This is a genomic window from Nostoc sp. MS1 (assembly GCF_019976755.1).
Classification (GTDB): Bacteria; Cyanobacteriota; Cyanobacteriia; order Cyanobacteriales; family Nostocaceae; genus Trichormus.
On the sequence record NZ_AP023441.1, the window covers coordinates 1480231 to 1494773 of the forward strand.

Sequence of the window (14543 nt, forward strand, 5' to 3'; positions counted from 1 at the left end):
GCTCTGGTGAATAGCTATGCTGAAGCGGTAAAATTTAGATTGGTAATTTATAGTTGAGAGGTTCTTAAAATTACAAACATAAAAATGTTAAATATTGTGTTTTGCTCTTTAGCATTAGGTAAAACAGGCATTATCAATTAGCTATCAAATCTTTCCTGTGTATACATGAAGTAATCATATCAACCAAGTAAATGTACGGTCTAGATATAATGTTGAGATAATATTCAATCATTCACAATACCGTATAGCTAAATTACTTTTGCTTAAGAGTAAAATAGTGATGACAGACCAATGTTGAGATTGGTCTGTAGCTGCATCTGAAGCTCATAAAAAACTCTACCTGTAAAAAGGATAGAGTTTTATCAGTGGTCGGTGGTTACTAATTAGTGACAGATATATGTAAAGATGACTCACAACTGACCACGGACAAATAACAACTAACACGCACTCGCGTAATCAATTGTGATATGGATAGCCGATGAACTCCCCCCAACCTCCCCAAAAGCCACAAACGTTACTTGGTAAAGTGACTCAAGCAGTCAATACAATTCAAGCTAGGGTTGATTTTTCCAAGCTAGCGCTCAAACCTAATGCCAAAGTGCCGGAACTCTGGGTGCAGGATGCAGGGGCTGATAAAGCTGAGGTGTATCCGCTACTGGGCGATCGCTATGTTCTCGGTCGCAGTTCCAAATCCAGTGATATAGTTGTCCGTAACCCAGTAGTTAGCCAAATTCACCTTTCATTATCACGGGATTCTAGTCAGCGTACCGCAGTTTTCATTATCAAGGATGAAAACTCGACTAATGGTATCTACCGAGGTAAAAGGCGAGTTAACACCCTAGAACTACGTCACGGTGATATCCTCACCTTGGGGCCGCCAGAATTAGCAGCGTCTGTGCGCCTACAATATGTCGATCCACCACCTTGGTATGTAAAAACTGCCACTTGGGCAGGCTATGGTGTTGGTGGTGTCAGTGCTTTGTTAGCATTAGTTATCGGCGTAGAATGGCTAAAGTTTCCTGTTAGACCCTTACCTACAGCCAGTCGCGCTCCTGTAGTAGTTTATGCCCGTGATGGAAGTACACCCTTACGTGAGCCTCGGACAGTCTCTCACGTAGATATGAAGCGCTTAGATGATTTTGGCCCCTATTTAGCAAAGGCAGTAGTAGCATCTGAGGATAGTCGCTACAATTGGCACTTTGGGGTAGACCCTCTAGGTATATTAAGGGCTGTTTTAATTAATACTCGCAGTGGTGATGTCCAACAGGGAGCTAGTACCATCACCCAACAAGTCGCCCGGAGTTTGTTCCGTGAGTATGTGGGTAGACAGGACTCCTTGGGGCGGAAATTGCGCGAGGCGATCGTTTCTCTCAAACTAGAAGCCTTTTACAGCAAAGATGACATTTTGCTGATGTATCTAAACAGGGTATTTTTGGGTGCAGATACCTCTGGCTTTGAAGATGCGGCAAAATATTACTTTGATAAGCCAGCCAAGCAATTAACCTTGGCCGAAGCAGCCACTTTAGTAGGGATTTTACCTGCGCCTAATGCCTTTGATTTTTGTGGAAGCGGGCCGAATAAACTAGAAGCCGCCGACTACCGCAACCGTGTAATTAAGCGGATGTTGGAAATGGGGCAAATTACCCCAGAAGAAGCGAACCGAGCCAGAAGATCCACGGTGCAAGTAAGTCCCAAGGTTTGTGAACAACAAGCCAAGACAATTGCCCCTTATTTTTATAACTATGTTTTCCAAGAGTTGGAATCAATTTTAGGAGAAGGTTCGGCGAGAGAGGGGAATTACATCATTGAAACCCAGCTTGATCCAACCATGCAGACTCAAGCGGAAGCATCTTTGCGAAATTCAGTTAGCACGGCTGGTTCCAACTTTCGCTTTTCCCAAGGAGCAATGGTCACACTGGACACCAGAACAGGTGGTATTTTGGCAATGGTAGGCGGAACTGATTACAAAAGTAGTCAGTTTAATCGGGCGGTGCAAGCCCAAAGACAACCCGGTTCCACCTTTAAAATTTTTGCTTATACCCAGGCTATATTGCAGGGCATACCAGCATCTAAAACCTATTCTTGCGCCCCTTTGACATGGCAGGGGTTTACTTACAAACCTTGCCGTTCTGGCCCTGATGGGAGTTATGATATTGCCACAGGATTAGCTTTGTCGGAAAACCCTATCGCTTTGAGAGTAGCTAAAGAGATTGGGCTAGATAAAGTAGTATCGATGGCACAGCGTTTAGGGATAAAGTCTCAACTTGATCCAGTACCGGGTTTAGTTTTGGGTCAAAGTGTAGTTAATGTATTGGAAATGACAGGGGCTTTTGCGGCAATTGGTAATGATGGCTTGTGGAATCCTCCTCATGCTATTAGTCGGATTTTAGATAGTAGTGATTGTAGCGATCGCAATGATTTAAAAACCTGTCGTGTCATATATTCTTTTGATAACAACCGGGAAGCAAATAAAAGAGTTTTACCACAACCTGTAGCTGACGAAATGACTGATTTAATGCAGGGTGTAATTACTAGAGGTACAGGACGTAGTGCAGCCCTTGGCTTAGGGGAAGCTGGAAAAACTGGTACAACCAACAACAACGTTGACTTGTGGTTTATTGGTTTTATTCCCAACCGCAGGTTAGCTACTGGTATTTGGTTGGGAAACGACAACAATTCCCCCACCTCTGGTAGCAGCGCCCAAGCCGCGCAGTTGTGGGGAAATTATATGCGGAAAATTACTAGGTGAACAGTTGACAGTTGACAGTTGACAGGTTATTTGCCCTGTCCACTGTCCATTGTCCACTGATTTATTTATATCCCTGCCAAGGAGTTACTTCTAACTTACCACTGGGTTCAAATACTACCTGGAAGTGGGCTAGGGGTTCTTTGTTGTTGGGTGCGGCTGAGTTGGAACCGTAAACCGATTGAAACATTTGGGGTAAGGGTGTTTCCCGGAAATTGTCAAAGGCTACTTGATTTAGGGGTTCATAGTCAGCAATTGTACCGTCCTTATTGACGGCGACGCGGTACTTCAAATCTTTAGTAAAGGTGGGAGTACCAGCCCAATTTTGCCGGACTGTATCGTAAAGTTTTTGGTTTAAGGATTTGATGGTGTTAGTATCGGTAATTTTTGCACCAATTACTTCTGGTGTTCTCACATATCCGCGCCAAGGGCTAACTTCTAATACACCATTGTTATTAAAGACTACTTTAAATTGAGCGATGGGTTCATTACCACTGGGACGACGGCCAGCAATATTGTAAAGGAGGTTAGGCAGAGGTGTTGATTCAATGCCTTCGTTAGCTCCTTGATTAACTGCTTTGTAACCCACAATTGCGCCATCCGCCGCGACACCAACACGATAAATCAAATTCTGCTTGATTGCAGAACGATTATTCCACGCTGGCTCGATTTGGTTCCAAACTTGCCGATTTAAAGCTCTTAATTGGGAAGGATCGGTGATTTCTGGAACTTTATTTAACAGTGCTTCTAAATCTTGAACTGTCGGTTGGGTGGTGGCGGCTGGTGTGGCGGTGGGGCTAGCCTCTGCTATGGGTGCGGCTGTGGTGCTAGGGGTAGCCTCTGGTGTGGCTGCGGTTGCTGATGCAGGGCTAGGATTAGTTGTGGGAGTGGCGGAATTACTTTGCTGCTGTGGTTTTGGTTCTGGTACACGTATTTGTGGTGCAGGAATAAAGCTAAAGGCGATCGCCGCCACAGCTAAACTAGAAACACCAACAGTTGCTGGTACTGCTTGTTTGAGGATGGCTTGACTAGCACCACCATAACGTCTAGTAACCGGTTGTAATTCTAGTGATAACTCTGGTAAAGTTTGCGTATCAGCAAAAAACTGATCTACAGCTTCTACTAAATCAAACAACTGTACTGTATTTAAATCTACTTCTATTGGTTGATTATTATAGTTAGCGTTTGTATTAAATTCTTCTGGTGCATTCTCGGAATGTACAATTAATTTATGACGATTAGTGTCAATTTTTTGAATTTCTACTAATTCTGAATCTTGATTGTGTGCTTGGGGGTTCGGCACATTACTCAAAAACTCTTGAGCATAGCCACTAACTGCTCTCACTAAGCTTTCAAAAAATTCTCGTCCCCCAGCTAAGGGTTGATTATACCCAGATATATAACATTCGGCGTTGACTAAAATTGATAATTCAGGACGTAGTTCCTGAAAACCTACGCCTCTACTTGCATCACTTAATCCCTCTAAGAGTAACGTACAATTAGGTAGACTATACTTTCGTTGAATGTTCATTCCACTTCACCGTCAAATAGACTGATCCAAAATCGCTGCATTCCAGCAGTACCAGTACAAAATAGTAATTGTCCTAACAGATTTATTGCTAGTTCGTCCAATTTTTCATCAGAATTTAATGCTAATGCTCCAAAACGACGGGCATTCATTCTACTCTTAAAATGCGCTCTAAATCTTTCTAAATAATTAGATAGACGTAAATTCTGTTCTAAGGGAATTTGCTTATCATTGAGTTGTTGACAAATCATCAGCATTTGGCGAATCACCACCGTCAAACGCCGCGCAATGTAACAAGCAATGACGACTAAAGCCTTTGCTTCCATAATGGTTAAAGGGCGGCGCATATGGGCGCGGCGAATAGGGTTGGAGGAACGCATCCGCCACAAATTTACCCGATCTTTAACAATTCCCTTTAAGTCCAACTCTTCCGCAAACGCCAATATCGCTTCAGAACCACCCAGTTCTAATGCTTCAATTGCCAATAAAATTAAATCAATTTGCAACCTGGTTCTAGCGGGACATCCCTGTCCAGCGATCGCGGGATCTGGTAAAGTGTCCAAAATCATCGGCAATGATGGGGGTGTTGGACTATTAAACGGCGTTAAGCTAGCAGAAGCATTCATTACTCTAAAATACCTTGTGCAGTTCCAATAAACTAGTACCGCTTCGCGGAGTTAAAAATTTAAAACTTGTCTCCCCAAACCGGGAAAGATTCTGTGTCAAACAACCAGATTAAACGGGCGGCCGTAGCCGAGTTATTTGATATATACATTACTTAACTTGTTTTATGCAGAAATTGACTTATTAAGTATAGATGTGTTTTTAAAGCATAAATAATTTTACTCTCCTGGTTTACGAGTATAAATCCACCTATAAGCTTGATGTAGATTCTCCGTATCGTCAATGGATTAGGAGCAATGGATCAGGAGACAGTAGCCTTAATCCCAAGCGTATGACATTATAGTGTACATTTTTCAGGTGTAAGGGGCGGGGAACGGGAGATAGGGGAGATGGGGAAGTAGGGGAAGATGGGGGAGTAAGCATAGAACTATATACTTACTTTGTCTCCCTCATCTCCCTCATCTCCCTCATCTCCCTCATCTCCCTCATCTCCCTCATCTCCCTCATCCCTAATACCCAATCCCAACATATGGATCTAAAATCTCTCATTCGTGACATCCCTGATTTTCCTAAGCCTGGAATTTTATTTCGAGATATCACTACTCTACTGCGCGATCGCCAAGGATTGCGATATACTATTGACTTATTTGCTGAAAAATGCTTAGAAGCAAATTTCCAGATAGATTACGTGCTTGGTATGGAATCACGGGGGTTTATTTTCGGCACTCCCCTAGCTTATAAATTGAGTGCTGGTTTTATTCCTGTCCGTAAAAAAGGTAAGTTACCAGCAGCAGTACACTCGGTTGAATATGAACTAGAGTACGGCACTGACTGTTTAGAACTACATCAAGATGCTTTAAATCAAAACAGCAGAGTTTTAATTGTAGACGATTTAATTGCCACAGGTGGCACAGCCAGCGCCACAGCTAAGTTAGTACAGCAGATTGGCTGTGAATTAGTAGGATTTGGGTTTATTATCGAGCTACGGGATTTACAGGGGCGAAAACTTCTGCCTGATGTACCTATTATTTCCTTAGTGGAGTATTAGGTAATAGTCCAACGATGTTAACGGTTGACTGCTAACCGTTGACTGTTGACTAATGACCAATGACTAATGACTAAACAACTATGACATCTACAAAAATTAGCTGGGAAAATCGTTGGGATTGGCTGATTCGGCTTGTCACCAGCGAAACATTTATTTACATAGTTAAGAGAATATTACAAGCGCTGTTGACGTTGTTTTTAGCTTCGGCGCTGTCGTTCTTTATTATGAAATTGTCTCCTGGAGATTATATAGATACATTACGGCAAAATCCGAAAATTTCACCAGAACGGATAGAAGAACTAAAAAGACAGTTTGGTTTAGATAAATCTTGGGTGGAACAGTATTGGCTGTGGCTGTGGCGTATTCTCACCAAAGGAGATTTCGGTACAAGTTTCGTTTATCAACGCTCAGTATCATCCTTATTGTGGGAGAGAATACCTGCAACATTGATACTAGCGATCGCTTCTTTGATTATGACATGGGCGATCGCCATTCCTTTGGGTATAGTGGCGGCTGTCAAACAAAACCGAGCCACCGACCGAATTTTACAAGTGATTAGCTACACAGGACAAGGATTTCCCAGCTTTATCACTGTACTGATTCTACTCGTATTTGCGCAAGTCACCTCACCCTTATTTCCAGTAGGTGGAATGACCAGTATTGATCACGGCGATTTATCTTGGTTTGGGAAAATTATTGATGTCGGCTGGCACATGATTTTACCCACCATCGCTTTGAGTATCACCAGTTTTGCCGGCTTACAACGCATCACTCGCGGCGAATTACTAGACGTACTGCGACAAGATTACATCCAAACCGCACGCGCCAAAGGACTACCAGAGAATAAAGTTATTTACGTTCATGCGCTACGTAACGCCGTAAACCCTTTAATTACCCTTTTAGGTTTTGAATTAGCAGGCTTATTAGGTGGTGCATTTATCGCCGAACAATTCTTCAACTGGCCAGGTTTAGGCAGATTAACCTTACAAGCTGTAATTGCCAAAGACCAGTATTTAGTCATGGCCAGTCTAGTCATGAGTGCCGTTTTATTAAACGTTGGTAACTTACTAGCTGACCTATTACTCAAAGTAGTCGATCCACGTATCCGGTTAGAGTAATTAGTAATTAGTAATTAGTCATTAGTAATTAGTCATTAGTCCATAGCTATTTTCCCCCTTCCCCCTCATGCTCTCCGAAGTTCATTACCTAATACGCTCAAAAGCTGATGGTCGTTATTTGACGGCTCGTCCTAGTGAAGATGCTTCAGGTTATTTGCTGTTGTTTCGAGAAAATTTTGATGCGTTAAGCTATCTCAACACCCATGCAGGAGATTTGGCAAGCCGCTTTACTGTCGAATCTATTCCTGGTACACAGTTGGGAAGCTTGCTAAAACGCTGGGGTTTTACAGGTGTTGCAGTTGTTAGCGATCCTTTATTACCTAAAGTTGAGTTTTTACAGCACAGCTAGAGAATTTTAAACTGACTTTGGATGCACTGTTGACTATTAACTATGGACTGTGGACTAATGACTAATGACTAATGACCAATGACAATGACTAATGACTATTACTAATCTATTTACAGCCGGAGGCGTGGTTATATGGCCACTGCTGGCATTTTCTCTATTAGCGGTGGCTCTAATTATAGAACGTGTAATTTTTTGGGTAAAAGTTACAGGTAAGCAAAACCGTGTAGCCCAAGGAGTTATCAAACTTTATCGCTTAGATGATGTGGTTAGTGCTTTAGAGCTATTACGACGAAATGCAGATTTACCCATCGCGCGGATTTTTTTGGCTGCTTTGGAATTGGAGGAAGCAACACCAGAAGAATTTCGTTTAGCTTTAGAAACTGAGGCTCAAGCTGAAATACCTGTCCTCAAACGCTTCCAAAATATTTTTGATACTATCATCGGTCTATCACCCTTATTAGGTTTGTTAGGTACTGTTTTGGGGTTAATTACTTCTTTTGCCTCTTTAAATATTGGTGATGTAGGAGGTACTAAAACGGCCGGTGTGACTGCTGGTATTAGTGAAGCTTTGGTTTCTACCGCCACTGGCTTAATTGTTGCTATTTTTACTCTATTTTTTGCTAATAGTTTTCGAGGATTATACCAGCGTCAGATTGCCTGGATTCAGGAATATGGCGGACAGTTAGAATTACTCTACCGCCGTCGTTATGAGCGGAAGGGTAAACAGGGATAATATCAATTCAAAATTACCCTTTCGGTGCATTATGAGTCTAGCCACATAGAGCGCCGACATTTTTAAAACTTGAATGCTAGGAATAGTCAGATTTTCCCTTATAGCGATCGCATATCACCCCTGAAAATTTTTTGCTTCAGTGTGAAGTAGTCTCATAGATTTATGGAAAGATACTGAAAAATACTTAAACGCACTATGCCAGAAACATCACCAAGCAGCATTTGGATAGTCACCGACGACACACCAGAAATTTCCTTACCTGACGGGACAAAAGGCGGAGTGAATAATAAACGCGGTTGGCGGGAAGACGTACCCACGGATACCACCAGCAGAGGTGTAGGCGATGCAGTCAAAGTCAGCGCCGAAACATTAGAACAAAACATGACTAACTTTTTACAAGTGGTAGGACGCTTGTTTAGTCGTGCGGAAAAACAAGCAGATACAAACTCTGGCTTAAAGCTAGAAGAAATCGAACTATCAATAGAAATTAGTGGTGAAGGAGAAGTCAAATTAATTGGTAACGGTGCGAAAGCTGGCGGTAAAGGAGCGATTAAACTAACGTTTAAGCGACAAGAACTAAAGTCAGATGGCTAGGGTGAGTGATAGCACGGGTGGAGTGTATTTCATGTGCTTGGGAATTGCTATATTAGCTTTGTTAACGACTCAACCGTTTCTCTAAGGTTATTTTATGACTATTTGGGTAAATGAGCAGATTGATCCATCGGGAATGATTCATGCCTGCATTGCCTGTTGTAACGAGTCTCAGGCGAAAGATTGTCATGAGTCTTTTGAGAAAAACTTGACCGATAATCAAAAAGCATCTGGTTGGGTAGCACGTTTGCGCACAGTTGATTCTTGGGATGAAGTGCCTGTTAATGCTTTAAAACTCAATTAGTTAAAAGTATATGGCGAGTAAAGCCGACTGTGTAGATAATCCTTTAGTTATTATCATGTGTAAGTTTTAGTAGAGGGGTGGGCAATGCTCACCACTTCTAGGGTTAATATTGGATGAGGTTAATGAACGATAAAAATCAGATTAAAAATTAACAATTTATCGTTTTTTGCGGAAAGTTTTATAAGTTTTTGGAAGTATTAAGAGTTATCATCAATTTTAAAGAAGAAATTAAAAACTTGCGAACACCGAATAAATGTGGTGAACTATCCCAGAGTATATACTGTGGAACAAAGCTGTCCCATTAATTTGGTTGGCAAAAAGGGGCAAGCGGTTCAGATTTCCATTCATAAACCTAGTCCGTATATCTGTGCCAACCGCGAACGGATATTACCAGACTGGCAAAAAGAACCTTTGTTTTGGGTAGTGATTTTTTTACAAAAATCACAGTATCCTTTGGTAAAAAGTACGGCAGAAATTGAACGGGAGAAGGAAAATTTACGAGAAAAGTTTATGAGGTTTGGCTGCGATTTAGCTTTTAATTTACGCGATCGCGGTTATTTCGCAGACCTGATAGACCCCCGCACAGGCTACCCTCTGCTTTCTCGTCCTGGGGTAATTCCCCATAATGATACAGCCGTAGTCAAAGCTTTACTTAATTACCCAGTCTTAAAAAATAAGTGTTGTGTCATAGTTCATCCTACTTGGGGAACTGCTGTTTATCCCAGTATTTTTCTCTCCGCCGCACCACCCATGATTGTGGAATGGGAAGTTAAAAGCATTGCATCTATGCACGGCTGGCAAGAAGTTGAGGAAGGGTCAGTAATTAGTAGCCAGTAATATAAAAATAGTCACTTCTGCTAACTAGTTCATGGAAGTTCAGACAGTTGAAAACTATGATGGTGCTGCTATTTATTTTCCTCTGATGAATGGCAGGTATGAAGTTAAGCCAGGGATGCTACCTTTTGGTTCAAATTTGGGCAATGGTCAGGCTGATAAACATGTATTTCAAATTGATAATAATTTTCATTATTACAGGCAAGCCAAACTTTTAGCCCGTAGGGAAAGGTTAAGCAAGTATTACCAGACTTATAATTATACTCAGACTGTAGCAGGAGCGATCGCTCGTTTAATCATTGAGCGTCTTATAGCAGAACACCCCCAACATTTTGAGTGGGAACAAACAGCTAATACTGGGAAATTCCATAGTTATTTAACTCAAGAAACTTTATACCTCAATTCAGGTGGGGATTTGCAACAGGTTTTAACTCCCAAGAGTCCTGTATTCCCCGGTTATGCCTCAACTCTTGATGCTTTAGCTGCACAGATACAAGAAGATTTAAGTGTAATTTGTCGTCGCGCTGATGGTATTAATTGGCTGAGTGCAGTGCATTTGTGTTATCCCAACCATTGGTCAGCCGAGGAGAAAATAGGCAGAGATTTTGCGGCAATTCATGCACCTGTGGCTGGGATGGAAAAAATTAATCGCCGATCTGAGGCGATCGTTAATACAATGATTGCTAGAAAACCCACAGTGCGCTTTGCTTGGGGTTTAAGTACAGACACACGCCTTAACCATCATCCTGAACCCCCGCCTCATATATCGCCTAGTCAGTGGCAAGGTAGAAAGTTTGATTTGCAATCACCTAAACTTTATCTACGAATTGAACGTCAAGTTATTTGGGGTTTACCAGAATGGGAAACTGCACTATTTACCATTCGTACTTACTTTCGGGATTGTAGTTTAATTAAGCAAGACTCAGTTTTACGTTCTAAGCTGTATGCTGCTCTTGAATCTATGACAGCAGAGTCACTTGTATACAAAGGTTTGGCAGAGAGTCGGAATAATATTTTGCAGTGGCTAATCAGTAATTCGTAATTCGTAGTTCGTAATTTTGAAAATAAGTAGCTCAGTGTTAAAAATTATCGATTATGGCAAGGCAGGAGGCAGAGAGCAGTGCGGTCTTGGGCTTTGCCCAAGTGGAGCAACTGCGGAGAAGGGAAGAGGGTTATAGCTTTGTTTACCTTTCTTAACTTAGTTTTGTTTTTTCCCACCGACTTACTTATACCCTAGTTCCTCTGTGTTTAACTGTTCTTAGGTTTACGCAACTGCTGAGAACCGATGGGGCCGAGGAGTTGGTTGAGGTTTTGCAGTTGTTCGGCTGTTCCCATACAAATGAGGGTATCTCCTGGCATTAATACTGTGTCGCCTGTGGGGCCGCCGATAAGAGTACCATCAAGGCGGCGAATGGCGAGGACTAATGCACCAGTTTGCGATCGCAAACTCGCTCTTTGTAATGTTTGACCGACGAAAGGACAAAATGCGGGGTCAAGTAAAAATTCTTCCATGTACAGTTGACGATCTGCACCTGTGAGAATCCCGTCTACAAAGTCTAAAACCTGTGGTCTAAGGGCTGCTGCCGCCATACGTTTACCGCCAGTGATATAAGGGGAAATGACAGCATCAGCACCGCCACGTTGTAATTTTTGCAACGCTTCTTCTGTACTGGCTCTGGCGATCGCTCTAATTTTAGGATTCAGCGTTTTTGCTGATAAAACAGTGTATAAATTCTCAGCATCAGAAGGGAGGGCAGCAACTAAACAAATAGCCCGTTCAATGCCAACCTTCAGCAAGGTATCATCGAGAGTTGCGTCACCTTGAAAGACAACGTAACCTTCATTCTGCGCCCTTTCTACTGAGTCTGTTTCTGAATCAATCACAACAAATGGTACACCTTCTGCCCGAAATTCCTTAGCAATTTGACGACCAGTTCGACTAAATCCACAGATTATATAATGTTCTGATAAGGATGCCATTAATCGCCTCTGTTGCCTTAAGCGTATACCTTGTTGAAAGTAGCCCTGAATAACTGCTTCTGTAAATCTGTTGACAATGTAACTAATATTAACTACACCCAACAAAATTAGAGCAATAGTAAACAAACGTCCTCGACTACCAAGGGGGTGGGTTTCGCCATATCCCACAGTGGCTAAGGTGATAACGGTCATGTAAGCTGCATCTTCCCATGACCAACCTTCTATCAACCTGTACCACAAAGTACCGAGGATGAGTACGCCACAAAGTGCGATCGCCCCGCCCATTAACTCTTTTTGGATGCGTTCGTATTTTTGCTCAAAAGTTGAATACAAGGTTATCTTCCACCACTAAGTATAATCACAGCTTACGCAACAAGAGTCTCTGCTTTGGCAGGCTGTAAAGGTATAAGAACTTTGAACCCTCCAACCCTCATACCCCTAGATAACCCTAATAATGTTAAGCTCAAAAGGAAGTTGGAAACATAATCAATAAAAAGTTATTTTTAAGAAAGTCTAGGAAACTAGTAAGTAAGTATACAATTATTAATTTGCAGGAGGAGCATTAGTGAGCCTACCAACTCTACTTGAGCAAGTCACGAACTCCCCAGAGTCAGGTGCTGCCGCATCTAACCCTTTTAGTACAGATAGCTTTGACGCATCTGTAATGTCTACCTATGCCCGGTTTCCCCTAGCCCTAGAACGGGGTGCAGGCTGCCGTGTGTGGGATACTCAAGGCAGAGAGTACCTAGACTTTGTAGCGGGGATTGCCACTTGTACGTTAGGACACGCCCATCCAGCTATGGTAGAAGCGGTGAACCGCCAAATCCAAAAGCTGCACCATGTTTCTAATTTGTTTTATATTCCCGAACAGGGTGAATTAGCCCAATGGATTATTCAACATTCTTGTGCAGACCGCGTATTTTTCTGTAACTCTGGCGCGGAAGCCAACGAAGCAGCTATCAAACTAGCGCGTAAATATGCTCATACAGTTCTAGACATAGACAAGCCTATTATTTTAACAGCCAATGCTAGTTTCCACGGTCGGACATTGGCAACCATTACCGCAACTGGGCAAGCAAAATACCAAAAATATTTTGACCCCCTAGTACCCGGATTTCACTATGTAGATTACAACGATATTGGCGCGATAGAAACAGCCATCAGCGAGTTAGATGAGGGGGATTATCGCGTCGCTGCCATTCTTATCGAACCACTACAAGGGGAAGGTGGCGTTCGTCCTGGTGATGTGGAATACTTCCAAAAGCTGCGACAAATTTGTAATGAAACTGGTATTTTGTTGATTTTCGACGAAGTGCAAGTTGGCATGGGACGCAGTGGAAAGTTATGGGGTTATGAACATCTGGGTGTAGAACCAGATATTTTCACCAGCGCCAAGGGTTTGGGTGGTGGTATCCCCATCGGTGCAATGATGAGTAAGAAATTCTGTGATGTGTTCCAGCCAGGAGAACACGCCAGCACCTTTGGCGGAAATCCCTTTGCTTGTGGGGTGGCGTTGGCTGTGTGTCAAACCCTGGAGAAAGAGAATATTTTGGAGAATGTGCAACATAGAGGGGAACAGTTGAGAAGTGGGTTAAGAGCGATCGCCGCTAAATATCCTCATCATCTGACTGAAGTACGCGGCTGGGGTTTAATCAACGGTTTGGAATTAAAAGCAGATATCCAGTTAACTGCTGCTGAGGTGGTGAAAGCCGCTATTAGTGAAGGCTTATTGTTAGTGCCAGCCGGGCCGAAAGTTGTCCGCTTTGTGCCGCCGTTAATTGTGACAGAGGCAGAAGTAAATCTTGCCTTACAAACCCTAGAAAAAGCTTTAGCAACTGTGACAGCGTAAGTCATAGATTAATCATAACCGCCGATATACGCCGATATTTATCTGTGTGTATCGGCGGTTGGCTTTGTATAGCCGTCTGGGTGGATTAGCTTTTTCCCGTTTTCTTTCACTTGTTACCTGCTACAGATGAGATTTTTTCCACAAAACTCTGATGTTCTGCACTAGCTAAACCCTGCTGTAAGACTTCTAGAACCTTTGCTAAATTTCCCTCTATTAAAGCCGACTTATCTAACCATAAACCCGGAAATACTTGAGAACAGACTACACCATCAGCATTAGGTTCTATCTGCACATACTCCCCTTCGCGTAACTTGAACCAGTCAAATTGACCGTCATAAACTCGCCAGACTAAATACTCTTGTACTTGATTGCGACGGTAAACTTTTAATTTCTCATGCAAGTCAATTGACACACTACTCGCCGCAACTTCTACAATTAACTCAGGCGCACCTTCGATGTAATCATCATCGCTGACAGTAGTTTGTCCGCCATTAGCAATTCTCAAACACGCATCTGGTTGAGGTTCATTATCTGCATCTAGACGTACAGTAGCATTATCAGCAAGTTTAACTCCGGGTGTAGCAACTTTATAAACTCCTAACCAAATCATTACATCAGCATGGGGTTCACCATGACCTGTCACTCGTAAGGGAGATGCCATAAAAACAATTCCTTCAATCAGTTCTGCTTTTTTCACCTGTGGCATAGCATCGTAACGACGTTCAAATTCAGGGCGTGTGAGTTTATCGCCGTTTTCTAAAGGTGGAAGGGTTGATAGGAGAGTAATAGGCGCATTAAGTTTTATGGTTTTCATGGTCTTACCTCAGCAATTTCACCAT

The 14543-nt window shown here is 42.5% G+C and carries 14 protein-coding genes; 10 read left to right on the top strand and 4 right to left on the bottom strand.

From position 1 onward, the window contains the following. Positions 1 to 478 precede the first annotated feature (478 nt). Complete coding sequence (locus NSMS1_RS06490; protein WP_224092007.1) at positions 479 to 2749, top strand: transglycosylase domain-containing protein; 2271 nt, start codon at positions 479 to 481, stop codon at positions 2747 to 2749. Positions 2750 to 2810: 61 nt separating this feature from the next. On the opposite strand, the gene NSMS1_RS06495 is transcribed toward NSMS1_RS06490, so the two are convergent. Both NSMS1_RS06495 and NSMS1_RS06500 read right to left on the bottom strand, forming a co-directional pair. After that, on the bottom strand, positions 2811 to 4277 hold the full coding sequence (locus tag NSMS1_RS06495; protein WP_224092008.1) for a DUF4335 domain-containing protein: 1467 nt from the start codon (positions 4275 to 4277) through the stop codon (positions 2811 to 2813). Further along, complete coding sequence (locus tag NSMS1_RS06500; protein WP_224092009.1) at positions 4274 to 4900, bottom strand: DUF3038 domain-containing protein; 627 nt, start codon at positions 4898 to 4900, stop codon at positions 4274 to 4276. The genes NSMS1_RS06495 and NSMS1_RS06500 overlap by 4 nt, the downstream gene beginning before the upstream one ends. 527 nt (positions 4901 to 5427) lie before the next feature. Between NSMS1_RS06500 and NSMS1_RS06505 the strand changes: the two genes are divergently transcribed. The 8 genes from NSMS1_RS06505 to NSMS1_RS06540 all read left to right on the top strand — a co-directional run bounded on the left by NSMS1_RS06505 (position 5428) and on the right by NSMS1_RS06540 (position 10917). Then, positions 5428 to 5946: an adenine phosphoribosyltransferase gene (locus NSMS1_RS06505; RefSeq protein WP_224092010.1), complete on the top strand. Its 519-nt coding sequence runs from the start codon at positions 5428 to 5430 to the stop codon at positions 5944 to 5946. An 80-nt stretch (positions 5947 to 6026) separates the two neighbouring features. Beyond that, complete coding sequence (locus tag NSMS1_RS06510) at positions 6027 to 7064, top strand: ABC transporter permease (RefSeq protein WP_224092012.1); 1038 nt, start codon at positions 6027 to 6029, stop codon at positions 7062 to 7064. Between the two features lie 67 nt (positions 7065 to 7131). Continuing rightward, positions 7132 to 7413, top strand: a complete 282-nt coding sequence (locus NSMS1_RS06515) for a hypothetical protein (protein ID WP_224092013.1) — start codon at positions 7132 to 7134, stop codon at positions 7411 to 7413. A gap of 91 nt (positions 7414 to 7504) precedes the next feature. Continuing rightward, positions 7505 to 8146: a MotA/TolQ/ExbB proton channel family protein gene (locus tag NSMS1_RS06520; protein ID WP_224092016.1), complete on the top strand. Its 642-nt coding sequence runs from the start codon at positions 7505 to 7507 to the stop codon at positions 8144 to 8146. 195 nt (positions 8147 to 8341) lie between these two features. After that, positions 8342 to 8740 carry a hypothetical protein gene (locus NSMS1_RS06525; RefSeq protein WP_224092018.1) on the top strand — a complete coding sequence of 133 codons (399 nt, stop codon included), beginning with the start codon at positions 8342 to 8344 and terminating at the stop codon, positions 8738 to 8740. Between the two features lie 94 nt (positions 8741 to 8834). Then, a complete protein-coding gene (locus tag NSMS1_RS06530; RefSeq protein ID WP_224092020.1) occupies positions 8835 to 9041 on the top strand; it encodes a glycogen debranching protein in 207 nt (68 codons plus the stop codon). 255 nt (positions 9042 to 9296) lie between these two features. Then, positions 9297 to 9878 (top strand): methylmalonic aciduria and homocystinuria type D protein, encoded by a 582-nt coding sequence (locus tag NSMS1_RS06535; protein WP_224092022.1) that lies wholly within the window; start codon positions 9297 to 9299, stop codon positions 9876 to 9878. A 31-nt stretch (positions 9879 to 9909) separates the two neighbouring features. After that, complete coding sequence (locus tag NSMS1_RS06540) at positions 9910 to 10917, top strand: heme-dependent oxidative N-demethylase family protein (protein WP_224092024.1); 1008 nt, start codon at positions 9910 to 9912, stop codon at positions 10915 to 10917. Between the two features lie 206 nt (positions 10918 to 11123). On the opposite strand, the gene NSMS1_RS06545 is transcribed toward NSMS1_RS06540, so the two are convergent. Further along, positions 11124 to 12188, bottom strand: a complete 1065-nt coding sequence (locus tag NSMS1_RS06545) for a potassium channel family protein (protein WP_317986583.1) — start codon at positions 12186 to 12188, stop codon at positions 11124 to 11126. Positions 12189 to 12420: 232 nt separating this feature from the next. Between NSMS1_RS06545 and NSMS1_RS06550 the strand changes: the two genes are divergently transcribed. Further along, positions 12421 to 13704, top strand: coding sequence for an aspartate aminotransferase family protein (locus NSMS1_RS06550; RefSeq protein ID WP_224092026.1), 1284 nt, complete (start codon positions 12421 to 12423; stop codon positions 13702 to 13704). A 106-nt stretch (positions 13705 to 13810) separates the two neighbouring features. Here NSMS1_RS06550 and NSMS1_RS06555 read toward each other — a convergent pair whose 3' ends face one another. Continuing rightward, the gene (locus tag NSMS1_RS06555) at positions 13811 to 14518 is read right to left on the bottom strand and encodes a Uma2 family endonuclease (RefSeq protein WP_224092028.1); all 708 of its coding nucleotides are present in this window, start codon (positions 14516 to 14518) and stop codon (positions 13811 to 13813) included. Positions 14519 to 14543 lie beyond the last annotated feature (25 nt).